This window comes from Thioalbus denitrificans, assembly GCF_003337735.1.
GTDB classification, from domain to species: domain Bacteria; phylum Pseudomonadota; class Gammaproteobacteria; order DSM-26407; family DSM-26407; genus Thioalbus; species Thioalbus denitrificans.
Genome location: NZ_QPJY01000007.1, coordinates 146,433 through 169,565 on the forward strand (window position 1 = coordinate 146,433; position 23,133 = coordinate 169,565).

Below are 23,133 nucleotides of genomic sequence, written 5' to 3' on the forward strand. Positions count from 1 at the left end.
TGTATGCTGCTGCCCGAATCCGGGGCTACAGCGTAGGGTAGAGCCGCTCCGGCAGGTGTTCACGAATCTCGCGGCCATCCAGGTGGACCAGGTTCTGGTCCAGTTCCAGGATGACCCGCTCCCGGGCCGGCGGGCTCAGGCGCCCGCGCAGGAGGCCCAGGAAACGGGGGGCCGCGACGAGCACGAGGGCGTCGAACCGCCCCTCAGTGCGCCCCGCCTCCAGGCGCTCGGCCACCTGGATGGCGAAGTTCACGGCCTCCTGCTCCTTGGGCGCCACGCCGGCCGCCTTGGCATGCCTGCCGGCGCCGGTGCTGTCGAAGGTGCGTCCCGGCAGGTCGGAGACCAGCTCCCGCTCATGCAGGCGGCCTTCGGGGTGAACCATCTCCTCCAGTTCCTCCAGTGGGCCAGCCGCCGACTCCGCCGCGAACAGCCGCGCGACCGTACTGCTTGCCACCACGACCCATACCCGTTTCATGGCCTGTGCCTCCCGGTGTCCCTGGTCATGGTTTCAGCATAGGTGGCCGCGGTCGGGTTGTGAATGTCCGTCTTGCAGGCGCCTCTCCGGACCCTTTGAGCAGGCCTCCATGCGGGCGGAACCGGTCCCGGGCCGTGGGTGCGCGGGCCCTCAGGGATGTTCCAGTCGCCGGGCGGTCTCCGCCAGGCGGCGGCCCAGGGCGCGGGCCAGTGACTTCTCGCCATCGCTCAGGGGGCGCCGGCTTTCGGGACCGGCCAGGTGGCTGGGGCCGTAGGGGGTGCCGCCCGCCGTGGTATGCAGCAGCTCCTGCTCGCTGTAGGGCAGGCCCATGAGCAGCATGCCGTGGTGGAACAGGGGCAGCATCATGGACAACAGGGTGGTCTCCTGGCCGCCGTGGAGACTGCTGGTGGAGGTGAAGACGCCGGCTGGTTTGCCGATGAGCGAACCGGAGAGCCACAGGGCGCTGGTCCCGTCGAGGAAATGCTTCAACGGGGCGGCCATGTTGCCGAACCGGGTGGGGCTGCCGAGGGCCAGGCCGGAACACTCGCGGAGATCGTCCAGGCTGGCGTAGGGCGGTCCGCTGTCGGGTATGGTGTCGGCCACGGCCTCGCATACGGTGGAGACCGGGGCGACGGTGCGTACCCGGGCCTCGAGCCCGGCGATCTCCTCGACCCCGCGGGCCACGTGGTGGGCCATCTCGGCGGTGGCGCCGTAGCGGCTGTAGTACAGCACGAGGATATGGCTCATGGCAGAATATCGAGTACCCGCTCCGGGGGGCGCCCGATGGCGGCCTTGCGTCCGCTGACCACGATGGGACGCTCGATGAGTTTCGGGTGCTCCACCATCGCCCGTATGAGCGCCGCGCGATCCAGCGCCGGATCGTCGAGGCCGAGCTCCCGGTACTCCGCTTCCTTGTGACGCATGAGATCCCGGGGTTCCAGTTTCAGCAGCCCGAGAATGCGTTCCAGCTCCCCGGCATCGGGCGGGGTTTTCAGGTACTCCACCACGGTGGTTTTGACGCCCTGCTCCTCGAGCAGCGCCAGGGTGGCGCGGGACTTGGAGCAGCGGGGATTGTGATAGATTGTGACGCTCAACCTGGCCTCCGGTTCCGGTTCGATGCCCGGGGCTCCCGGGCATGATTCCTGTGGAAATGTGCGTTCGCTCTCCAGTCCGGATATTGCATAAACTGGTCGCATGTGTAAATTTCTCAGCGATAATATCCGCATGAACCGCCCCGCGGGTGGGCGCGGATGCCTGTCGGTGCAGGATGGATTTCATAGGGGGTGTTTTGACAGCGATGGCGCGGCGACTACTCCTGGCTGGTCTGGTACTGCTCTGGTTCGGCCCGCTGGCCTGTACCACGGTACCGGTACAGGAACTCAGCGATGCCCGGCAGTCCATAGACGCGGCCCGTTCCGCTGGAGCCGCATTACATGCCCCCGGTCTCCTGGACGAAGCGGTGCGTATGCTGCAGCGAGCTACCCAGGAGCTCCAGGCGGGCGCCAACGAGGCGGCGCGTCGCGACGCCCTGGCCGCCAACGAACTGGCCCGTCGCGCCCGCGAGAGTGTCAGCGGAGAGGCTGAACCGGCACAGTGAGCGGTGTGGTTGAACACCACCCCGCGGGCCGCCCCGCTTGTTCCGTTTCCAGGAGGATGCCCAAGGCCCGCGCGGTTGCGACAGCCGGTTTCGTGGGTTCCCGGACGACCTCCTTCCCCAGGGTTGCGCGACCCGGCAAGGACAGACCACCCCTGCGCCCGACCGCCTGCGAAGGGAGCCGCAGTGGTTGCCCGGCGGCTTCCGGCGCCCACGGCATCCCGGGCCGGCGCCTGTAAAAACCGGTGCAGAGCTCCCCTGCGGAGCCTCCCGCAGAACGATGGAGGATGGATCATGAAACGACTGAGTCTGCTGCTCCCCCTGCTGCTCTGCCTGGGGCTCGGCGGGACCGCTCAGGCCGCCGCCCCGCGCGATCCGGCGACGCACTTCTTCGATCAGACCCTCGGCGACTTCTCCGAAGAGCTGGAGACCGCGCGGGCGGCCGGCAAGAAGGGCATCTTCCTCTTCTTCGAGTCCGCGGACTGCCCCTTCTGCCACCGGATGAAGACCACCGTGCTGAACCAGCCGGAGGTGCAGGATGCCTTCAAGACCCATTTCCTCGCCTTCAGCGTGGATACCGAGGGCGATGTGGAGATCACGGATTTCCAGGGCCGGACCATGAGCCAGAAGGACTTCTCCTTCAAGGTCAACGATGTCCGCGCCACTCCGGTCATGGCCTTCTACGACCTCGAAGGGCGCCAGGTGGTGAGGTACACCGGGGCCACCCGGGACAAGAACGAGTTCCTGTTGCTGTCCGACTACGTGGCGCAGGAGAAGTACAAAGAGATGCGCTTCACCCGCTACAAGCGGGAGCAGCGTGCCGCGCAGAATCCGTGAGCCCCGATATCCGTTGATGACCATCCTGCCCCGGACCCGCTCCCTAGCCGTACTGCTCATCCTCTGGATGTGCGGTGTCCCGCCAGTCGCCGTGGCCGCCCCCGAGCCAGCCGCGGAGCCGGCGTTGCCGGAGGGTGAAGCTGGTGTGGCGCCCACGTCCGCACCGGAGCCGTTGCCCGAACCGCTGACCCTGGAGGCGGCGCTGGCCCTCGCCGACGCGCCCCACCCGACGCTGGCCCGTGCGGCGGCGGGCGTGGAGGAGGCGCGGGCCCTGCAGGGCCAGGCCGCGGCCGGGGACGACCTGACGGTCAGGCTGAACGGAGAGCTGTTCTGGACCGAGCCGAACGAGGTCTCGCCCTACGATCACGACGATAACCGGCTCTCCCTGCTGGCCAGCAAGACGCTCTACGACAGCGGCCGCAGCAGCGCGCTGGAAGCCGCCGCCGAACATGGCGTCAAAGGGGAGGAGTTGCGCTACCTCGGCAGCCGGGAGCAGCGGCGGCTCGAGATCATGCGCCGCTACTTCGACGTCCTGCTCGCCGACACTGCCTTCGCCCGCGACGACGAGGCGCTGGCGGTGGCTTTCGTGGCCTATGACAAGGCCCGGGAGCGCAACGAACTGGGCCAGCTGTCGGACATCGAGCTGTTGCGCCTGGAGAGCGGGTTCCGCGCCGCACGGAGCACCCGGGTGGCCAGTGATGCCGACCGGCGCGCCGCACGCTCCCGCCTGGCCATGGCCCTGAACCGGCCCGATGACCTGCCGGGGACGCTGCTCGAACCCGATCTCTCCGGCAACGACCGGGAGCTGCCGGTGCTGGAGGAGATTCTGGCCCGGACCCTGGCGGGCAACAGCACCATGCTGGCCCTGCGGGAGTCGGTACAGGCGGCGCAGCGGGAGATCGAGGCCGCCCGGGCCCTGCGCGGGCCGACTCTCAGCGGCCAACTGGAGCTGAACGAATACTCCCGCGACACCTCCACCCGGGATGATGCCCGGGTGGGGCTGGTGCTGTCCGTGCCGCTGTGGCAGGGCGGGCGCGTGGATGCCGCCCTGGCCAAGGCCCAGGCGCGCCTGCATCGGGCCCAGGCGGAGCTCGAGGCCCGGCGCCTGGAGTTGCGCCAGGCGGTGCTCGAGGCCTGGCAGGAGATCGCCAACCTGCGTGAGCGGCGCGAGTCGATGGTTGCGCTCAACGACTACCGGGAGCTCTACCTGGACCGCAGCCGCGCGCTCTATGAGCTTGATGTGAAGACCGATCTGGGCGATGCGATGGTGCAGATGACGGATGCGCGCTTCAAGACCGTCGAAACCGACTATCGGCTGGCCCTTGCGTGGGCACGCCTGGACGCCCTGCAGGGGGCCCTCATCGAACGCTCCGAGGACTGAACCGATATGCTCATGACCAACCCGATGAAGAGCCTTCTCCTGGCCGCCCTGCTGTCCGGAGCGCCCCTGCTGCAGGCGGCTGACGGGAAGGACGCCGCCGGAGCGACGGCCGGTGCGCAGGCCACCCTGCATTGGGCCCGCAGAGTGGAACTGGGCACCCCGGTGTCCGGCGTCGTGGCCGAGGTGCTGGTGGAGGTGGGCGACCGGGTCGCTGCCGACCAGGTTCTGCTGCGGCTCGACCCACGCCGTTTCGAGGCCGAGGTGGCCCGCGCCCGGGCGGAGGTGCGGCGGCTCGAGCTCGCCCGCGGCGAGGCGAAGCAGGAACTGGAGCGGGCCGAGGAGCTCTACGCCCGCACCGTCATCTCCGCCCATGACCTTGAGCAGGCGAAGATCGACTTCGCCGCCGCCGACGCCGAGTATGCCTCGGCCCATGCCGCGGCCACCCAGGCCCGGATGGATCTGCAGGACAGCGCGGTGCGCTCGCCCATCGAAGGGGTGGTGGTGCAGCGTCGGGCCGAGGTGGGACAGACCGTGGTGAGCCGGCTGGAGAGCCGGCCACTGCTGGTGGTGGCCGACAACACCGCCATGGTGGCACGCGCCCGCCTCGGCGCCGATGCCGTGGCGCTGGTGCGCCCGGGGCAGCAGGCCACCGTGGAAGTGGGTGGGCGTCGCTACACCGGCAGCGTGACCGAGCTGGGTCTCGAGCCGGTGGAGGAGTTCGGGAGTCCCGAGTACAGCGTGGGCGTCAGCTTCAGCCCGGTTGCCGAGGTGCCCCTGCGGGCCGGACTCTCGGCGACGGTGGAGTTCAAGTGACCCATCCCGTCTGCCTGCGCTGCATCGTCTCCGGGCGCGTGCAGGGGGTCTGGTACCGCGCCGGCACCCGCCAGCGGGCCACCGGGCTCGGGCTGAGCGGTCATGCCCGCAACCTCTCCAATGGCGACGTGGAAGTGCTGGCCTGCGGCGAACCCGAAGCCGTGAAGACGCTCTGCGACTGGCTGTGGGAGGGCACCCCGGCGGCCGAGGTCACCGACGTGGCCTGCGAGACCGTTCCCGCCCCGGCCCGCCTCGAGGGCTTCACCACGGGTTAAAGGCTTTTTCAGCCAACCGCAGATTTGCGTTGATTTGCGTGAATATTACCGCGGCACCGGTGGCCCGGAGTGGCGCTTGACAGCAGGTGGCCTCCCGCCGGCACCAGAGTGGCTGGTTGCCATGCGGTTCCCCAGGGCGGAACTCCGGCGCTGCTTGTTCGTTCCCCCATGGCAATGAGTAGTGCCGCTCTGCTGTCTGCCCCCCAATCAACGCTAATCAACGTCAATCTGCGGTTCAGTCAATCTGCGGTTCAGATTTTTTCCTTCCGCCTTCAGGTCGCCACGGCGGAGTCGGTGCCTACCCCGCCAGTCGTTCCAGCAGGAAGTCCATGACGCCGTCGAGCGGGATGTTCTGGGACTCGCTGTCGCGGCGGCCCTTGTACTCGATCTCGCCGCTGTCGAGGCCGCGTTCGCCCAGCACCAGGCGATGGGGAATGCCGATGAGCTCCATGTCGGCGAACATCACGCCGGGGCGCTCCCTGCGGTCGTCGAACAGCACCTCGAAGCCGTTGGCGGTGAGTTCCCGGTAGAGGGTTTCGGCGGCCTCGCGCAGGCGCTGGGACTTGTGCATGTTCATGGGCAGCAGGGCCACCTGGTAGGGGGCGATGGCCTGGGGCCAGATGATGCCCCGCTCATCGTTGTTCTGCTCGATGGCGGCCGCCACCACCCGGGAGACCCCGATGCCGTAGCAGCCCATGGACATCACCACCGCCTGGCCGCTTTCGTCCAGCACCGTGGCGTTCATGGCGCGGCTGTACTTCTCCCCCAGCTGGAAGATGTGCCCCACCTCGATGCCGCGGGCGATGGCGAGGGTGCCGTTGCCGTCGGGGCTGGGGTCGCCCGGCACCACGTTGCGGATGTCGGCGACGGCCGGCTCGGGGAGATCCCGGCCCCAGTTCACCCCGGTGAGGTGCTTACCGTCCACGTTGGCGCCGCAGACGAAGTCGGCCACTACCGCGGCGCTGCGATCCACGATGACGGGGATGGCGAGACCCACCGGGCCGAGGGAGCCCACGCCGCAGCCCAGCGCGGCGCGGATGTCGGCGTCGGCGGCGAATTCCAGCGGGTCGGCCACGGCCGTGAGCTTGCCCGCCTTGATGGCGTTGAGCTCGTGGTCACCGCGCAGCACCAGCGCCACCAGCGGGGCCTCGGCGCTGTCGCCCCTCACCACCAGGGTCTTGAGTGTCTGTCCGGGAGGCACGTCGAGGAACGCGGAGACCTCCTCGATGGTGTGCTGCTCCGGGGTGTCCACGGTGGCCATCCCGGCGCCGGGGGCCGGCCGCGCCTGCGCGGGGGCCAGGGCCTCGGCCAGCTCCACGTTGGCGGCGTAGTCGCTGGCGTCGGAGAAGGCGATGGCGTCCTCGCCCGAGTCGGCCAGCACATGGAACTCGTGGGAGCCGCTGCCGCCGATGGCGCCGGTGTCGGCCAGCACCGGGCGGTAGGTGAGGCCGATGCGGTCGAAGATGCGGCAGTAGGCCTCGTGCATCACCCGGTAGGTCTCCTCCAGGGAGGCCATGTCCAGGTGGAAGGAGTAGGCGTCCTTCATCAGGAATTCGCGGGCGCGCATGACGCCGAAGCGGGGCCGGCGCTCGTCGCGGAACTTGGTCTGGATCTGGTAGAAGTTGGCCGGCAGCTGCTTGTAGCTGCGCAGTTCGTTGCGGATGAGGTCGGTGATGACCTCCTCGTGGGTGGGGCCGAAGCAGAATTCCCGCTGGTGACGGTCCTTGAGGCGCAGCATCTCCGCGCCCATGTCCTCCCAGCGCCCCGACTCCTGCCACAGCTCCGCCGGCTGCACCGCCGGCATCAGCACCTCCTGGGCCCCGGCCCGGTCCATCTCCTCGCGCACGATGGTCTCCACCTTGCGCAGCACCCGCAGCCCCAGGGGCAGCCAGGTGTAGAGCCCCGCGGCCAGCTTGCGGATCATGCCCGCGCGCAGCATGAGCTTGTGGCTGATGACCTCGGCGTCGGCCGGGGTCTCCTTGAGGGTGGCGAGCAGCAGTCGTGAGGTTCGCATGGTCGGGTTTCGCTGTCCTGGGTCGTGGGCGCAAAACCCCTATTGTATGCACTCGGCCGGGAAGCGTCAGCATCCGGGCTTCGATACCCGTCGTGGAAAAGTTGTTCACCACGAAGGCACGAAGGAAAAAGACAAAAGCAATCTATCCGCAGATTACGCAGATTACGCAGATTAAAAAGAACCCAACTATTGTTGTTCCGTGTCGCGGTGCATGGGCTTATGCGTGGCCATGCATACAGAAATACCTCAACGGTCTCTACGAACCGACAACAACTCGGTTGCCGGTTTAATCCCCCTTGGGCAACCCCGGTATCGCTCCAAAGAAATCTGCGTAATCTGCGTAATCTGCGGTTAACAAGTCTTTATCTTCGTGTTCTTCGTGCCTTCGTGGTGAAAAAATGCCTCACCGGTTCTCGCCGCGGGAGACGCGGTGCAGGACGGCGTCGAGGGCCCGGTGGGGCAGCAGGCGGCGGAGGGTGGCGAACAGGTGGGTGGGGAGGGTGACGTAGTAGCGCACCCTGGGGCGGGGGCTCTCCAGGGCGTGGACCACCTTGCTCAGCACCGCCTCGGGGCCGAGGGTGAAGGGGGCGGCCGGTCCCCGTTTCGTGAGCCGCCGCTCCATGGCGCGGTAGGTCTCGCGGTGGGGACTCGACTCGGCGTCGATGTGGCGCCGGAAGGCGGCATGGGCATTGTCGCGGAAGCGGCTGACGATGGGGCCCGGCTCCACCAGGCTGACATGGATGCCGGTGCCGGCCAGTTCCAGGCGCAGGGTGTCGGTGAGGCCCTCGAGGGCGAACTTGCTGGCGTTGTAGGCGCCGCGGTAGGGGAGGCTGACGAGTCCCAGCACGGAGCTGTTCTGGACGATGCGCCCGTGCCCCTGGGCGCGCATGACCGGGAGGACCCGGTTGGTGAGCTCCAGGGTGCCGAACAGGTTGGTCTCGAACTGGGCCCGCAGGGCGTCGCGGGTGAGATCCTCCACGGCGCCGGGCTGGCCGTAGGCGCCATTGTTGAACAGGGCGTCGAGGCGCCCACCCGTGCGCTCCAGGATCGTGCCGAGGCTGGTGGCGATGGAGTCGCTGTCGTCGAGATCCAGGACCAGCGACTCGAGGCCCAGCGCCGTCAGCCGCTGCACGTCGGCGGGCTTGCGGGCGGTGGCGAAGACCCGCCAGCCGCGCCCGGCGAGCCCCTGGGCCACGCACAGTCCGATGCCGCTGGAGCAGCCGGTGACGAGAACGGATCGGGGTTGGTTCAAGACGGCCTCCTTTGAGGATGCTGCCAATGGTCGAGCGCCGCCCTGTTCGATCATTGGCGCTGCCCGTATGCCGGTGAACCGGCCCGACAGTGTACCCGGTCGCGGCCCTCAGGTGGCTTCCGGACCCGGTTTCCCCGTCACGTCCGCGCCTCCGTCTCCGCCATTGCTGAAGCGGAAGGCGTTGCGGCCCGCGGCCTTGGCCTCGTACAGGGCGTGATCGGCGCACTCCACCAGCAGCTCCTGGGTGTCGGCATCCCGGGGGTAGATGGCGATGCCGATGCTGGTGGTGACCTGGCGGGCTTCGTCACCGAGACTGAACGGGGCCGCCATGGCGGCGAGGATCTTGTGCGCCACCAGGGCGGCGTCGTCCGGCTGCTGCAGTCCGGTCAGGATCAGGGTGAACTCGTCGCCACCCAGCCGCGCCACCGTGTCGCTCTCGCGCACGCACCCGCTCAGCCGGGTGGCCACCTCCTTCAGAAGGGAATCTCCCACGGCATGTCCCAGGGTGTCGTTGATGGCCTTGAACCGGTCCAGGTCCATGAAGAACACGGCCAGCCGGCCGCCCTTGCGCCGGGCCTCGTTGATGGCCTGCTCCAGCCGGGCATGGAACAGCAGCCGGTTGGGCAGCCCGGTGAGGGCGTCGTGGTGGGCGAGGTGGGCGAACTTGCGCTCCGATTCCTTGATGGAGCTGATGTCCGAGAAGACGGCGACGTAGTTGCTGATGTCGCCCGCGTCGTTGCGGACGGTGCCGATGCTGAGCCAGGCCGGGTAGAGCTCGCCGTCGCGGCGGCGGTTCCAGATCTCGCCGCGCCACTGGCCCTGCTCACGCAGCTGGGCGTTCATGGCATCGAAGAAGCTCTGCGGGTGGTGGCCGGAGCCGAGCAGGTCGGGAGTGCGGCCGAGAGCCTCGCGGCGGCTGTAGCCGGTGATGGAGGTGAAGGCGTCGTTGACCATGATGATGCGCTGGCGGGCATCGGTGATCATGACCCCCTCGGTGGTGTTCTCGAACACGGTCGCGGCCTGGCGCAGGCGCTGCTCCACCCGCCGGCGCTCGGTGGCATCACGCTTGATGCCCACGTAGCAGAAGGGCCGGCCCGTCCCGTCCAGGACCGGGAAGGCGGCTATCTCCACCTCGATGTGCCGGCCGTCCGCGCGCCGGCAGGTGACCTCGCCGCGGAAGTCCCCCCTGCTTTCGATCTCGCGGACGATCTCGGTGAAGTTGCTCTCGCCCATGTGCAGGGCGGGGGTGTTGCGGTGCAGGACCTCGTCCTCGTAACCGAGCAGGCGCCGGTGCGCCGCGTTCTGGCGCAGGTAGTGGCCGTCGGTGGCGATGATGCCCACCGCGTCGGTGGAGTGGGAGAAGATGGCCTGGTAGAGGCTGAGGCGCTCCTCGGCGTGGCGCAGGGAGGTGATGTCCATCCCCACGGTCCATACCGGCCAGCCGGGTATCGGGATCCGGGCGGAGATGTCCGACCAGAGAATGTTGCGCACCTCGCCGCTGCGGGTGGTCAGCCGCCACTCCCAGTCGCGGTAGTTGTGCCCCCGCCGGTTGCGTTCCTCGAGCATCCGCTGGCGGTAGTCGGGGTCCGGGTAGAGCAGGGCGAAGGCATCCGCGTTGCCCACGATCTCCTCGGCGCGGTAGCCGCTCACCCGCTCGCAGGCGCGGTTCCAGAACAGGACCCGGCCCTGTTCGTCGAAGGCGTCGAGCATCACCGGCATCTCCTCGACGATGCGCCGGAGGCGCGACTCCTCCTCGCGCAGCACCTGCTCGGCCCGGCTCCTTTCGCTGACGTCCCGCACCACCGCCACCAGGTGGCGCTCGCTGCCCCGGTTGACATGGCTGAGGGCGATTTCCACCGGCCGCCGGCGGCCGTCGCGCAACCGGATCTCTCCGGGCAGCCGTTTGCCCGGTTCCGTCTGCACGGCGGTGACCAGGTCGCTCCAGCCCTCCATTCCGTCGCCGAGATTCACCAGTTCCGGAAACGGGGCGTTGGCCAAGAGGTCGCGGGAACGCTCGAACAGCCTGCAGCCGGAGCTGTTGATCTCCACGACACCCGCGGTTGCCGGTTCGATGATGAGAAAGGCGTCCGGCGAGTGATCGACCAGATCGCGGCAGCGCCTCAGCTGTTCCTCCAGGTGCTGGCGGCCGCGGGCCTCCCGTTGCAGGGAACGGTTGGTCCGGGTCAGGACCTCGGTGCCCTGGTGGACGCTCTCGGCGAGCCAGGCCTGGCGCCCGGCCAGGAGATGGAACAGGACGGTCAGCAGCACCACCAGCACCAGTCCGCCCGCGCCGTACAGGCGCAGCGGCGTGGCGACGGCCGCCTCCCAGCCGTTTCTGGGCTCCATGGCCAGGCGCCAGTCGCTTCCGGGCAGGTTCATCCTGAAGTAGCGCGGATTCCGTTCCAGGAGCGCCGAGTGGCCGCCCAGCAGACGCTGCGGCGGCTTCAGCAGCGCCCATTCCAGCTCCGGATCCACCGCCTCGAGTCCGGCCTCCCGCAGGAGCGGGGAGATCGCCAGCAGCGCCGTGGCGCGGCCCCAGAACTGTCCGTGATCGTAGACGGGCACGATGGTTTCCACGGCCAGGCGTCCGGCACCGGCGTCGAGCACCGGCCCGAGCCGGGCCAGGCCGGGGGTCGGCAATCCGGGTACGGGCGGAAGGCGTGGCGAGGCGGCGGGCAGCCCGGCGCCCGGCGCTTCCCAGCGGTAGCCGCGGCCCTCCCGGGGGATCAGGCTGAAGGCCAGGACGACGGGATCGTTGATCTGCAGACGGGCAGAGAAATCCTCGAAGGCGGACTTGAAGCGGGCATCCTTCGGCGTGTGGGCGGTGAAGGCGGCAAGTCCGTCGAGGAGGCGGAAGCGCTGCCGGAGCGCGGATTCCAGCCGCGCCACCTGTGCATCGGCCTGGAGGTCGATGCGGGCATGGAGATCGGCGCGCAGGTGTTCGCCCAGCCAGTACCCGCCCAGCTGCCAGAGGGCCAGCAGCAGCAGCAGGAAGCCCCCGCTGGCATACCAGGCCCGGCGGCGCGGGGTATGGCCCGAACGCTCCAGTAAACCCTGCCGCATCCGCCAATGCCTCCTTCCGATCCCTCGGACCGTTCCCGCCTGTCAAGAGGTTGCCATGCAAGGTCACATCCGATAATCGGGCGCAGCCGTGTTCGATCATCGGACGCGTCCTTAAGCGTAGTCGGCTGCCGGGGCCGGGAACGTGGCCCGGTTCACACCCCCCGGAGTCTTCGACTGGGGCCGCCTGCACGGACGCTGCCGCCGGGGCGTTTCCGCGGCGCCCGCTCCTGCCGTCCTTCAGGCGAGCAGCACGGCGACGATACCGGTCATGAAGATGCCGTCGAAGGTGCCCGCCCCGCCGATGGCGGCAATGGGTACCCCCATGGCGCGGATATCCCCGATGCGCAGCAGGTCGGCGCCCACCAGGACGCCCAGGGTGCCGCAGATGTAGGCCAGCGGTGCACTCTGCTGCGGGTCCACCAGCAGGGCCACGGCCGCGGCGGCCAGGGGGGCGACGAAAATGGGCATGCCGATGCCGAGACCGGGGATGGGTCGGCTGATCCAGTGGCTGATGGCCGCCACCGCCGCCACCGCCGCCAGCACCTCGCCCCAGCCCAGGGGGTGGAGCCGCATCAGGTAGGCGGAGAAGGTCAGCGGGATCAGGCAGCCGCCCAGGTTCACCGCCACCACGGTCTTGCCGGTGAAGGCCGGGGGCGGGCGCAGCAGGGTGCGGAAGCGCCAGTCGAGCTGGCCCGGGGGCGGCGGGCGGGCATCCACCTGGAACAGGGGCAGGTTGATGGCGCTGCCGAACAGCGAGGCGGCCAGCAGCAGCAGCGCGGAGGAGGGGGAAAGGCCCAGTTTCTCCACCGCGATGGTGAGCACGCCGAGCTGCACGAACACCACCAGGAAGGCGATGAGGAAGATGAACAGCAGCAGCTGCAGGGGCGAGAAGGGTGAGCGCACGGGCTCAGCCCCCGTCGACGATGAGGCTGTCGGGCTCCAGGGTGTCCGCGCCGTCCAGGGAACGGATTGCCCGTGCCAGGAGTCCGGCCAGTTGTTCGACGTTGCTCGGGTGGATGATGCTGTCGCTGCTGCAGAGGGTGTCAATCCCCCCCTTTTCCAGCAGCTGCTCGGCGCCGGGGGCCAGCAGCGGGTGGGTCACCAGGCAGTCCACCCGCCTGGCGCCGGCCGCCTTGAGGGCGGCGGCGGTTTCGGCCACCGTGTGCCCGGTGCTCACCACGTCGTCCACCAGCACCACCGTCCGTCCGGCAACCTCCACCTCCGGCAGGCTGATGCTCACGGCGTGATCGCTGTGGCGGATCTTGTGGGCGATGGCGTACTCCAGCCCCGCCTTGGCGGCGATGCCCGCCACCCACTGCTCCGACTCCTGGTCGGGGCCCAGCAGCAGGGGGCCGTCGCTGCGCCGGGCGAGCCGTGCGGCCATCAGCGGCGCCGCGGTCAGGTTGACGGCCCGGGCCCCGGGGATTACCTCGGGCAGATCGCTGATCCGGTGCAGGTGGGCATCCACGGTGATCACCGCCTCCAGCCGTTCGCCGAGCAGCCTGCCCACGATCCGCTGACTGACCGCCTCACCGGGATTGAAGGCGGTGTCCTGGCGCATGTAGCAGAGGTAGGGGGCCACCAGGGTCAGCCGTTCGGCGCCGAGGTTGCGGGCCGTGTCGATGGCCAGCAGGAGCTCCACCAGCTTGTCGTTGGGGTGCTCCAGGCTGCGGCACAGGATGACGTGGGCGGGCAGCTCCGAGGGCAGGCGCACCAGGCTCTCCCCGTCCGGAAACCGGTGGACCGCGACCGCATCGCAGGGACAATCCAGCGCCTTGCCCAGGCGTACGGCGGGAGACTGGTATTCCGGGAATCCGAGTACCAGCATGTCAGACATGGCCGGGTTCTCCTGCCGTTGCCGTTCTCAGGTCTGGAATCATCGCGGTGACCGGTTGGCGGTTGTCCTGGACCACTAACAATAGCTCACCGGCACCGGTTTCGCAGCCGCCGGCGCGCCGTGGCCGGGGTTCAGAAATCCACGTAGGTGCCGGGCAGCTGCTCGGTGGTGCCGATGCTGTAGCCGCTGTCCCGCTCGGCCAGCCCCCGGGCGAAGCGGAAGTCGGCCTCGAACTCGGCATGGATGCGGTAGATGGGTTCACCCTTCCGCACTGGGTCGCCCAGCTTCCTGAGCAGGTCCACCCCGGCGCCCTTGTCCATGGGGGCGCCGGCAAGGCGGGCGATGCGGTTCATCTGCAGGTTGTCGATGCCCACCACGACGCCGTCCTGGGCGGCGGTGACCTCGTGGGTCAGCTCGCTGGGCCCGGGACTGGCCTCCAGCCCGCCCTGGGCGGCGATGATGGCGTTCATCTTGGCCAGCGCCCGTCCCGAGTCGAGAATGTCCCGGGCAATGGCGAAGCCGTGACCGCCGCGGATGTCGGGGTCGAACTCCAGCACCCGACCGGCAAGGCGCAGGGCCTTCTGGCGCAGGTCCGGCGGGGCGTCGGGGTGGTTGCCCAGCACCTGCATCACGTCGCGGGCCTCCAGCACCGGGCCGATGCCGCGGCCGACGGGCTGGCGGCCGTCGGTGATGATGACCTCCAGCAGGATGCCGATGCGATCGCCCACGAACTCGAACAGCTTGCGCAGGGCGAGCGCCTGGCGCATGTGCCGCACCTTGGCGGTCGGCCCCACCGGGATGTCCACCAGCAGGTGGGTGGCCCCCGCCGCCAGCTTCTTGGACAGGATGGAGGCCACCATCTGGCCCACCGCGTCCATGCCCAGCGGCCGCTCCACGGCGATGAGGATGTCGTCCACGGGGGCCAGGTGGGCGGTGCCGCCCCAGGCCAGGCAGCCGCGCTCCTTGCGCACGATGCTGTGCAGGCGTTCGGGCGAGAGCTCGACCCGGGCCAGCACCTCCATGGTGTCGGCGGTGCCGGCCGGGGAGGTGATGGCGCGGCTCGAGGTCTTGGGGATGAGCATGCCGTGGGCGGCGACGATGGGCACCACCAGCATGCTGGTGCGGTTGCCGGGAATGCCGCCGATGCAGTGCTTGTCCGCCACCAGCGGCTCGTGCCAGTCCAGCCGCCGTCCCGAGTCGGCCATGGCGCGGGTGTAGTAGAGGACCTCGTCCCGATCGAGGCCGGTCTGGCCCGAGGCCACCAGGAAGGCGGCCATCTCCATCTTCGAGTAGCGGTTGTGGACCAGGTCGCGGGTGATGGCGTGGAAATCCTCCTCGGTGAGCCGTTCGCCGGCGATCTTGCGCCGCACCGCGTCCATGGAGGCGGGGGGCTCGGCCTGGGCCACCCGCACCGGCGCGCCGGCCTCCACGCCCAGCTGGTCGAAGGCCTGCTCCGAGAGCCCCAGCTCGTCGGGGGCGACGATGGCCTCGTCGTCCACCACGTTCAGCAGTGCCAGCACCGTCTTGCCGTTGGTGGTGATCTCCACCTTGGAGAGGGCCTGGAAGCCCTCGGCACGGTAGACCGGACACTCCCGGTGCAGGTAGCCCACGTTCTCCCGGTAGGTGTCGATATCCACCCGCCGCAGCCGCAGCAGCCCGTTGCCGTTCGGTTCCTTGCCCATGCTGCCAATTTACACCCCGGACGGGGTCCGGGCCAGAGCCGGGACGGGCGCCGCCGGCACCGCGCGCCAGCCGGTGGCTACGGTGGTGCAGAAGTCGGGATTCAAGCGCAGATTGACACTGAAGCAACGCCAACCTGCGGTTGCTTGACGGTTTTCAACGCTCGGCCGGTTCGGGCACGGCCGCCGTCGGCGGCAGGCGGGGCTCGCGGGACTCGGCCTGCTGCAGGGCCCAGAGGCGGGCGTAGATGCCGTCGGCGGCGAGGAGACCGGCATGGGTGCCGCGCTCCACCACCCGGCCCTGGTCCATCACCAGGATGGTGTCGGCGTCGACGATGGTGGACAGGCGGTGGGCGATGACCAGGGTGGTGTGGTTCTCCGCCACCTCGGCGAGCGAGGTCTGGATGGCCTTCTCCGAGCGCGAGTCGAGGGAGGAGGTGGCCTCGTCGAACACCAGGATGGGCGGGTTCTTGAGAATCACCCGGGCGATGGCGACCCGCTGCTTCTCTCCGCCGGAGAGCTTCAGGCCCCGCTCGCCCACAAGGGTGTCGTAGCCCTGGGGCAGCCCCGCGATGAAGTCGTGGATGTGGGCCAGCCGGGCCGCCTGCTCCACCTCTTCCCGGCTGGCTTCGGGGCGGGCGTAGGCGATGTTGTAGAAGATGGTGTCGTTGAACAGCACCGTGTCCTGGGGAACGATGCCGATGGCCCGGCGCAGGCTCTCCTGGGTGACGCCGGCGATGTCCCGGCCGTCCACCCGGATCGCGCCCGAGCCCACCTCGTAGAAGCGGAACAGCAGCCGCGCCAGGGTCGACTTGCCGGCGCCGGAGGGACCCACCACCGCCACCTTGGTCCCCGGGGCGATGGCGAAGTCCACCTCCCGCAGGATGGGCCGTTCCGGCTGGTAGGCGAAGCTCACCCGGTCGAAGCGGACCTCGGGGGCGTGCGCCAGCCTCAGCTCGCCGGCGTCGGGCGCATCACGCACCTCGGGGGTGCGCTCCAGCAGGTCGAACATCTGGCCCATGTCCACCAGGGTGTGCTTGATCTGGCGGTAGACCACGCCGAGGAACCCGAGCGGCATGAACAGCTGCAGCATCATGGTGTTCACCAGCACCAGGTCGCCCAGGGACAGCGCGCCCGCGACCACGCCCTGTCCCGCCATCACCATGACCACGGTGACCCCCAGGGCGATGATGGCGCCCTGGCCGAAGTTGAGCAGCGACATGGAGGTCTGGCTCTTCACCGCGGCGTCCTCCCACTCCGACAGGCTGCCGTCGTAGCGGCTGACCTCGAACCGGTCGTTGCCGAAATACTTCACCGTCTCGTAGTTGATCAGCCCGTCGATGGCCTGGCTGTTGGCGTGGGAGTCCAGGGAGTTCATGCGCAGCCGGTAGTGCATGCGCCACTCGGTGATGAGCAGGGTGAAGGTGACATAGACGCCCACCGTGACCAGCACCGCGCCGGCGAAGCCGGCCGGGTACTTGCCGAACAGGATGGCCGACACCAGGATGAACTCGAACAGGGTGGGGAGGATGTTGAAGACCAGGTAGTTGAGCAGGGTGCTCACGCTGCGGGTCCCGCGCTCGATGTCGCGGGAGATGGCCCCGGTATTGCGCTCCAGATGGAAGCGCAGGCTGAGGGCGTGGAGATGCTCCAGCACCCGGATGGAGATGCGGCGCATGACCCGGTAGCGAACCCGGGCGAAGACCGAGTCGCGCAGCTCGTTGAACATGGCGCTGGAAAGGCGCAGGGCGCCGTAGCCCAGCAGCAGCCCCAGGGGCAGGATGAGCGCGGTGGCCCGCTCGGTGTCGAGGGCGTCGATGATCTCCTTCAATACCAGCGGCACGCCGACGTTGGCCAGTTTCGCCAGCGCCAGGCTGGCGAGCGCCAGCAGCACCCGCCCGCGGTATTCGCGCAGGAAGGGCAGCAGCCCGGCGAGGATCCTCAGGTCGCGGCCCCGCACGCGGGGCGCCTCGGTGTAACGTGCGCCGTGTATCATGCCGTCAATCCCGGAAACGTGTGTCCCGCGGGAGCCGCGGGGAGGGAAACGGTAGCAGAAACCGGCGGGGTTGTGGCGGGCGGGCCGGCTTTCGCGCCCAATCACCCTGTCCGCGTGGGGTTACCCGTGTGCCGCGCGGTAATCGGTGGCTCTGCCCCAAAGCGCTGTATAATGCGGGCCTTGACATCCGAAACCGTGTCCCCATGTGGGCGGTATCCATCCGTACCCATGGTCTTTCCGAGGTGAAGCAATGCCTATCTACGAGTATGCCTGCAATGCCTGTGGCCACGCCCTGGAGGCCATGCAGAAGATGAGTGACGAGCCGCTGGTGGACTGCCCCGAGTGCGGCAAGCCGGAGCTGCGCAAGCTGATCTCCGCCACCGGGTTCCGTCTCAAGGGCGGCGGCTGGTACGAAACCGACTTCAAGGGCGGCGGCAAGAAGAACGTCGCCAGCTCCGACAGCGGTTCGGCGCCCGCCTGCGGCACCGGGGCCTGCCCGGCCTGCTCCGACTGATACCGGCCCCTCCGTGGTCACCACGCTGCGCCGCTATCTCATCGCCGGGCTGCTGGTCTGGCTGCCCCTGGGGGTGACGGTCCTGGTGGTCAAGGTCCTGGTGGACCTCATGGACCGCACCCTGCTGCTGCTGCCGCCGGACTACCGTCCCGACGCCCTGCTGGGGTTCCATGTTCCGGGCCTCGGGGTGGTGCTCTCGGTGGTGGTGGTGCTGTCCACGGGCATGCTGGTGGCCAACCTGCTCGGCAGGCGGCTGGTGGGCCTGTGGGAGAGCCTGCTCTCCCGCATCCCGCTGGTGCGCTCGGTCTACACCGGCGCCAAGCAGGTGGCCGAGACCCTGTTCGCCGGGGATGGACAATCGTTTCGCCGGGTGCTGCTGGTGGAATACCCCCGCAAGGGCATCTGGAGCATTGCGTTCCAGACCGGGGCCGGCACCGAGGAGACCAGCACCCGCACCGGCCAGGATCTGGTGACCGTGTTCGTGCCCACCACGCCAAACCCCACCTCGGGATTCATCATTTTCGTCCCCCGGGCCGAGGTCCAGTTCCTGGACATGAGCGTGGATGATGCGCTGAAGCTCATCATCTCCCTCGGCGTGGTGAAGCCGGGCAGCCGCCGTCCGTCTCCGGACAAGGCGACGGCATAGCCGCGCCGCGGCGGGCAGGCCCTTGTCCGGAAAGGGCGTCCGGGTGGTGCCGAGCCTTGCTTTGACCATTTCAGGGGCTGTAACATTCCCGCTTTTGATCCCATCTCACGCGTTTCAACGAGCAACAGGACCCCGCGAGTCATGCGCAGCCACTATTGCGGCCATCTGAACGAAAGCCATCTGGATCAGGATGTGGAACTCTGCGGCTGGGTACACCGCCGCCGGGACCACGGTGGAGTCATCTTCGTGGATCTCCGCGATCGCGAGGGTCTGGTGCAGGTGGTGTTCGACCCGGACAACCCGGAGAACTTCGCCCACGCCGAGCGGCTGCGCAGCGAATACGTCATCCGTGTCAGCGGCCGGGTCCGCCGCCGGCCCGAGGGCACCGCCAATCCCGATCTCCCCACCGGGCAGGTGGAGGTGGCCGCCTCCGGGGTCGAGATCCTCAACGCCTCGGAGACGCCGCCCTTCCCGGTGGACGAACACGTGGAAGTGGGCGAGGAGACCCGCCTGCGCTACCGTTACGTGGATCTGCGCCGCCCCGAGATGCTGACCCGCATGAAGCTGCGCGCCCGGGTCACCCGCGCCCTGCGCGAGTACCTGGATCGCAACGGTTTCATGGACATAGAGACTCCGGTGCTGACCCGGGCGACCCCCGAGGGCGCCCGCGACTACCTGGTGCCGAGCCGGGTCCACCAGGGCGAGTTCTACGCCCTGCCCCAGTCGCCCCAGCTGTTCAAGCAGCTGCTGATGGTGGCCGGGATGGATCGCTACTACCAGATCGTGCGCTGCTTCCGCGACGAGGACCTGCGCGCCGACCGGCAGCCGGAGTTCACCCAGCTGGACATCGAGACCTCGTTCATGGACGAGGAATCCATCATGACCCTGATGGAGGAGATGATCCGCGAGGTCTTCGCCCACGCCCTCGAGGAGGCCCTGCCCAACCCCTTCCCGCGCATGACCTACGCCGAGGCCATGCGCCGTTATGGCTCCGACCGTCCCGATCTGCGCGTGCCGCTGGAGCTGGTGGACGTGGGCGACGTCATGGCGGAGGTGGAGTTCAAGGTCTTCTCCGCCCCCGCCAACGACCCCAACGGCCGGGTGGCCGCCCTGCGCCTGCCCGCCGGCGGCGAGCTGACCCGCAAGGAGATCGACGACTACACCAGGTTCGTCGGCATCTACGGCGCCAAGGGGCTGGCGTACATCAAGGTCAATGACGTCGCCGCCGGGCGGGAGGGGCTGCAGTCGCCCATCCTCAAGTTCCTGCCCGACGCCTCGGTGGCCGCCATCCTGGAGCGCACCGGCGCCCAGAGCGGCGACCTGATCTTCTTCGGCGCCGACAAGGCCAAGGTGGTGAACGAGGCCCTCGGCGCGCTGCGGGTGAAGCTGGGCGAGGACCGCGGCCTGATGGAACGCGGCTGGCGCCCCCTGTGGGTGGTGGACTTTCCCATGTTCGAGTGGGACGACGAGGCCGGCCGCTGGATCTCCCTGCACCACCCCTTCACCTCCCCGAAGGAGGAGGACCTCGAACTGCTGGAGTCCGATCCCGCCGCCTGCCGCTCGCGTGCCTACGACATGGTGCTCAACGGCACCGAGGTGGGCGGAGGCTCCATGCGTATCTATCGCCATGCCGTCCAGCAGCAGGTGTTCCGCATCCTCGGCATCTCCGAGGAGGAGGCCGGGGACAAGTTCGGCTTCCTGCTCGAGGCGCTGAAGTACGGCTGCCCGCCTCACGGCGGGCTGGCCTTCGGCCTCGACCGGCTGGTGATGCTGATGACCGGCGCGGCCTCCATCCGCGACGTCATGGCCTTCCCCAAGACCCAGAGCGCCAGCTGCCCGCTCACCCGCGCCCCCTCCGCCGTGGACGACCGCCAGCTGCGCGATCTCAACCTGCGCCTGCGCCGCGTCCCGGGGCAGGAGGGCTGAGATTTTTCCAATAGACAGGATTGACAGGATTGACAGGATTTGAAGCGGATCGAGAGCCAGTTATAACCGACTGACAGGATATCGTTTATTTACAGAGCTGCGGAGACCAGGTTGTCTTGCAGTGAATGCCGATACCCCGGGTCCGCATGGTTGGCACTTGCGGACGCTACCAGCGGATACGTATACGACTTCAATCCCGTAAATCCTGTTAATCCTGTCCATTAAGGTGCTTCCCCCCCATGGCCGGAATGGCGTACAAGCGGCCGGAGTCGGTGCTGGTGCTGGTCTATACCCGCACCGGGGAGGTGCTGGTGCTGCGGCGGCACGAGCCGGCGGATTTCTGGCAGTCGGTGACCGGCAGCCTGGAGTGGGACGAGAGTCCGGCGGAAGCGGCGCGGCGTGAGCTGGCCGAGGAGTCCGGGCTGTCTGCCGGCGGGCTGTCCGCGGCCGGGGTGACCCGCCGCTTTCCCATCGTCCCGCCCTGGCGCGAGCGCTACGCCCCGGAGGCGGACCACAACCTCGAGCACTGGTTCCTGCTGGAGCTGCCGGTGCCGGTTCCGGTGCGGCTCAGTCCCCGCGAACACGCCGAGTACGCCTGGCTGCCCGCCGCCGAGGCCGCCGCCCGGGTCGGCTCCTGGACCAACCGGGAGGCCATCGAGCGCTTCGTCCCCGCCCGCGCGCCCGGCTGACGGGCCCGGTTCCGGTCGTGGGCGTCACGCCCTGCCGGGCGCCCGGAGCGCCGCTTCGGGGTTTCAGGAAACCTCAAACTCTCCCCGCAATCGGCGTAATCTGTGGCAAACCGGAACGATGGACGCAGAGTCCGACTCATGACGAACGAACGCAAGGACGAAGCCCCCGGGAGTGCCCCGGTGCTGCTGCTGCACGGGCTGTGGATGCCGGGGCTGGAGATGAGCCTGCTGCAGCACCGGCTGGAGGGGCGCGGCTGGCACTGCCGGCGCTTTACCTACACCACCTTCCAGGGCTCGGTCGACGACAGCCTGGACGCCCTGGACGCCGTGGTGGCGGAACTGGATGCGCCCCGGGTCCACTTCGTCGCCCACAGCCTCGGCGGACTGCTGCTGCGCCACTACTTCAGCGACAGGCCGGATGCGCCCGCGGGCCGGGTGGTGACCCTCGGCACGCCCCACACCGGCAGCAAGGTCGCCCAGGTGCTCAACGGGCTCGGCCCGCTGGGCTGGGTGCTCGGCAACGGCCGCCGGATGGGGCTCATGGGCGATGCGCCGGCCTGGTCGCCGGAGCGGGACCTGGGCGTCATCGCCGGCACCATGAGCATGGGCCTGGGGATGGTGGTGCCGGGGCTGGACAGCCCCAACGACGGCACGGTCGCCGCCGCCGAGACCCGCTGCCCGGAGATGGCCGACTACCTGGAGCTGCCCGTCAGCCACATGGGCCTGGTCCTCTCCGAGCAGGTGGCCGAAGCCATCTCCGCCTTCCTCGCCAGCGGCTGTTTCCCGCACGGGCCGGACGCGAAAGAGCGGGGTTGAAAAAGCATTATCCGCAGATTACACAGATTACGCAGATAGGCTTGCCCTGCACTTGACTCACAAATCGGCCATCAGCGAGTCACTGGGCAGTCAGGCGCAAGGCGCATCCTCGCCGGGGCAGTGGTTCTGCCTCAAGAGGATGCAACGCCGCGGATGGCCGCCCAGCGGCTCGCCCGGAGGGAGCCTCCCGGAAGCGCCAGTCCTGCGTTGCGGCACTTGGAAAGGGAAGCCACCATTCCCTGCGCACCGCGCCTTGTCCTGACGCTTCCGGGAGGCTCTGATGACTGATTTGTGGGTAAAGGGCAGGGCTTACCCGGCAGCCCGCCCGGATCCTGTACAGCCATTCGCTACGTCCCTGAGCTGGAACGGCCGGATCCCGATCCCTGCCAACACCGCGATCATCTGCGTAATCCGTGTAATCTGCGGATGAATGGGCGGCCTCTCATGGGGTGATGCCGCCCGGGTTGTCGGCACGGCTTCGCCTGCGTCATGTTAGAATCCGCACATTTATGGATCGTAAGCGCGAGGTTTTATGGCAGGTCACAGCAAGTGGGCGAACATCCAGCACCGCAAGGGCGCCCAGGACAAGAAACGCGGCAAGCTGTTCACCAAGCTCATCCGCGAAATCACCGTCTCCGCCCGGATGGGGGGCGGTGACCCGGCGGCCAATCCCCGCCTGCGCGCGGCCATCGATGCGGCGCTGTCCAACAACATGCCCAAGGACACCATCGAGCGTGCCGTGAAGCGCGGTTCCGGCGAGATGGATGGGGAGAACTACGACGAGGTGCGCTACGAGGGCTACGGCCCCGGCGGCGTGGCGGTGATGGTGGATGCCATGACCGACAACCGCAACCGCACCGTGGCCGAGGTCCGCCACGCCTTCTCCAAGTGCGGCGGCAACCTGGGCACCGAGGGCTCGGTGGCGTTCCAGTTCACCAAGACCGGGCTGCTGAGCTTTCCTGCCGGCACCGACGAGGATGCGGTCATGGAGGCGGCCCTGGAGGCCGGCGCCGAGGACGTGGTGACCAACGACGACGGCTCGGTGGAGGTGCTCGCCACGCCGGAGAATTTCCACGAGGTGCTGGAGGGGCTCAAGGGCGCGGGGCTGGAGCCGGAGTTCGCGGAGGTGACCATGCGGGCGGCCACCAACGCCGAGCTCGACCTCGACAACGCCGGCCAGATGGTGCGGCTGCTGGACATGCTGGAGGATCTGGACGACGTGCAGAAGGTCTACTCCAACGCCGAGATCTCCGACGAGATCCTGGCCCAGCTCTGAGCACCGGTGAGCCGCTCCCGCCACGATCGCACTCCACCCCTGGGTGCCCG

Annotated in this window: 21 protein-coding genes; 11 read left to right on the plus strand and 10 right to left on the minus strand. The window is 68.8% G+C overall.

The features are described 5' to 3' along the window. Positions 1 to 25 precede the first annotated feature (25 nt). From DFQ59_RS14025 to arsC, 3 genes are all read right to left on the minus strand, one after another. Complete coding sequence (locus DFQ59_RS14025; protein ID WP_114280333.1) at positions 26 to 475, minus strand: host attachment protein; 450 nt, start codon at positions 473 to 475, stop codon at positions 26 to 28. 150 nt (positions 476 to 625) lie between these two features. Beyond that, positions 626 to 1,222: an NAD(P)H:quinone oxidoreductase gene (gene wrbA / locus DFQ59_RS14030; protein WP_114280334.1), complete on the minus strand. Its 597-nt coding sequence runs from the start codon at positions 1,220 to 1,222 to the stop codon at positions 626 to 628. Beyond that, positions 1,219 to 1,569 carry an arsenate reductase (glutaredoxin) gene (gene arsC, locus DFQ59_RS14035; protein ID WP_245937285.1) on the minus strand — a complete coding sequence of 117 codons (351 nt, stop codon included), beginning with the start codon at positions 1,567 to 1,569 and terminating at the stop codon, positions 1,219 to 1,221. Before arsC ends, wrbA begins: the two co-directional genes overlap by 4 nt. Before the next feature lie 203 nt (positions 1,570 to 1,772). Between arsC and DFQ59_RS14040 the strand changes: the two genes are divergently transcribed. The 5 genes from DFQ59_RS14040 (at position 1,773) to DFQ59_RS14060 (ending at position 5,375) form a co-directional block, all read left to right on the plus strand. After that, complete coding sequence (locus DFQ59_RS14040; protein WP_170142165.1) at positions 1,773 to 2,072, plus strand: DUF4398 domain-containing protein; 300 nt, start codon at positions 1,773 to 1,775, stop codon at positions 2,070 to 2,072. 291 nt (positions 2,073 to 2,363) lie between these two features. Continuing rightward, complete coding sequence (locus DFQ59_RS14045; RefSeq protein ID WP_114280337.1) at positions 2,364 to 2,906, plus strand: thioredoxin family protein; 543 nt, start codon at positions 2,364 to 2,366, stop codon at positions 2,904 to 2,906. A gap of 16 nt (positions 2,907 to 2,922) precedes the next feature. After that, on the plus strand, positions 2,923 to 4,287 hold the full coding sequence (locus tag DFQ59_RS14050; RefSeq protein ID WP_147275255.1) for a TolC family protein: 1,365 nt from the start codon (positions 2,923 to 2,925) through the stop codon (positions 4,285 to 4,287). 12 nt (positions 4,288 to 4,299) lie between these two features. Then, positions 4,300 to 5,100 carry an efflux RND transporter periplasmic adaptor subunit gene (locus tag DFQ59_RS14055; RefSeq protein WP_211314943.1) on the plus strand — a complete coding sequence of 267 codons (801 nt, stop codon included), beginning with the start codon at positions 4,300 to 4,302 and terminating at the stop codon, positions 5,098 to 5,100. Beyond that, positions 5,097 to 5,375, plus strand: coding sequence for an acylphosphatase (locus tag DFQ59_RS14060; protein ID WP_114280340.1), 279 nt, complete (start codon positions 5,097 to 5,099; stop codon positions 5,373 to 5,375). Before DFQ59_RS14055 ends, DFQ59_RS14060 begins: the two co-directional genes overlap by 4 nt. 298 nt (positions 5,376 to 5,673) lie before the next feature. Here DFQ59_RS14060 and DFQ59_RS14065 read toward each other — a convergent pair whose 3' ends face one another. From DFQ59_RS14065 to DFQ59_RS14095, 7 genes are all read right to left on the minus strand, one after another. Next, positions 5,674 to 7,389 carry a proline--tRNA ligase gene (locus DFQ59_RS14065; RefSeq protein ID WP_114280341.1) on the minus strand — a complete coding sequence of 572 codons (1,716 nt, stop codon included), beginning with the start codon at positions 7,387 to 7,389 and terminating at the stop codon, positions 5,674 to 5,676. 403 nt (positions 7,390 to 7,792) lie between these two features. Beyond that, a complete protein-coding gene (locus DFQ59_RS14070) occupies positions 7,793 to 8,641 on the minus strand; it encodes an SDR family oxidoreductase (protein ID WP_425451044.1) in 849 nt (282 codons plus the stop codon). Positions 8,642 to 8,749: 108 nt separating this feature from the next. After that, positions 8,750 to 11,704: a PAS domain S-box protein gene (locus DFQ59_RS14075; protein ID WP_114280343.1), complete on the minus strand. Its 2,955-nt coding sequence runs from the start codon at positions 11,702 to 11,704 to the stop codon at positions 8,750 to 8,752. Between the two features lie 237 nt (positions 11,705 to 11,941). Beyond that, on the minus strand, positions 11,942 to 12,607 hold the full coding sequence (locus tag DFQ59_RS14080; RefSeq protein WP_114280344.1) for a DUF1614 domain-containing protein: 666 nt from the start codon (positions 12,605 to 12,607) through the stop codon (positions 11,942 to 11,944). Between the two features lie 4 nt (positions 12,608 to 12,611). After that, positions 12,612 to 13,541, minus strand: a complete 930-nt coding sequence (locus tag DFQ59_RS14085) for a ribose-phosphate diphosphokinase (RefSeq protein ID WP_114280345.1) — start codon at positions 13,539 to 13,541, stop codon at positions 12,612 to 12,614. A gap of 131 nt (positions 13,542 to 13,672) precedes the next feature. Continuing rightward, positions 13,673 to 15,223: a thymidine phosphorylase family protein gene (locus tag DFQ59_RS14090; RefSeq protein WP_114280346.1), complete on the minus strand. Its 1,551-nt coding sequence runs from the start codon at positions 15,221 to 15,223 to the stop codon at positions 13,673 to 13,675. A 154-nt stretch (positions 15,224 to 15,377) separates the two neighbouring features. Continuing rightward, positions 15,378 to 17,216 (minus strand): ABCB family ABC transporter ATP-binding protein/permease, encoded by a 1,839-nt coding sequence (locus DFQ59_RS14095; RefSeq protein WP_114280347.1) that lies wholly within the window; start codon positions 17,214 to 17,216, stop codon positions 15,378 to 15,380. Positions 17,217 to 17,466: 250 nt separating this feature from the next. Between DFQ59_RS14095 and DFQ59_RS14100 the strand changes: the two genes are divergently transcribed. From DFQ59_RS14100 to DFQ59_RS14125, 6 genes are all read left to right on the plus strand, one after another. Next, entirely contained in the window at positions 17,467 to 17,730 is a 264-nt protein-coding gene (locus tag DFQ59_RS14100) for an FmdB family zinc ribbon protein (RefSeq protein ID WP_114280348.1), read from the plus strand. A gap of 13 nt (positions 17,731 to 17,743) precedes the next feature. Continuing rightward, complete coding sequence (locus DFQ59_RS14105) at positions 17,744 to 18,376, plus strand: DUF502 domain-containing protein (protein ID WP_114280349.1); 633 nt, start codon at positions 17,744 to 17,746, stop codon at positions 18,374 to 18,376. A 141-nt stretch (positions 18,377 to 18,517) separates the two neighbouring features. Then, positions 18,518 to 20,302 (plus strand): aspartate--tRNA ligase, encoded by a 1,785-nt coding sequence (aspS, locus tag DFQ59_RS14110; RefSeq protein ID WP_114280350.1) that lies wholly within the window; start codon positions 18,518 to 18,520, stop codon positions 20,300 to 20,302. A gap of 239 nt (positions 20,303 to 20,541) precedes the next feature. Next, entirely contained in the window at positions 20,542 to 20,991 is a 450-nt protein-coding gene (nudB, locus tag DFQ59_RS14115; RefSeq protein ID WP_170142167.1) for a dihydroneopterin triphosphate diphosphatase, read from the plus strand. 138 nt (positions 20,992 to 21,129) lie between these two features. Continuing rightward, positions 21,130 to 21,807 (plus strand): esterase/lipase family protein, encoded by a 678-nt coding sequence (locus tag DFQ59_RS14120; RefSeq protein ID WP_114280351.1) that lies wholly within the window; start codon positions 21,130 to 21,132, stop codon positions 21,805 to 21,807. A gap of 532 nt (positions 21,808 to 22,339) precedes the next feature. Beyond that, positions 22,340 to 23,083: a YebC/PmpR family DNA-binding transcriptional regulator gene (locus DFQ59_RS14125; RefSeq protein WP_114280352.1), complete on the plus strand. Its 744-nt coding sequence runs from the start codon at positions 22,340 to 22,342 to the stop codon at positions 23,081 to 23,083. Positions 23,084 to 23,133 lie beyond the last annotated feature (50 nt).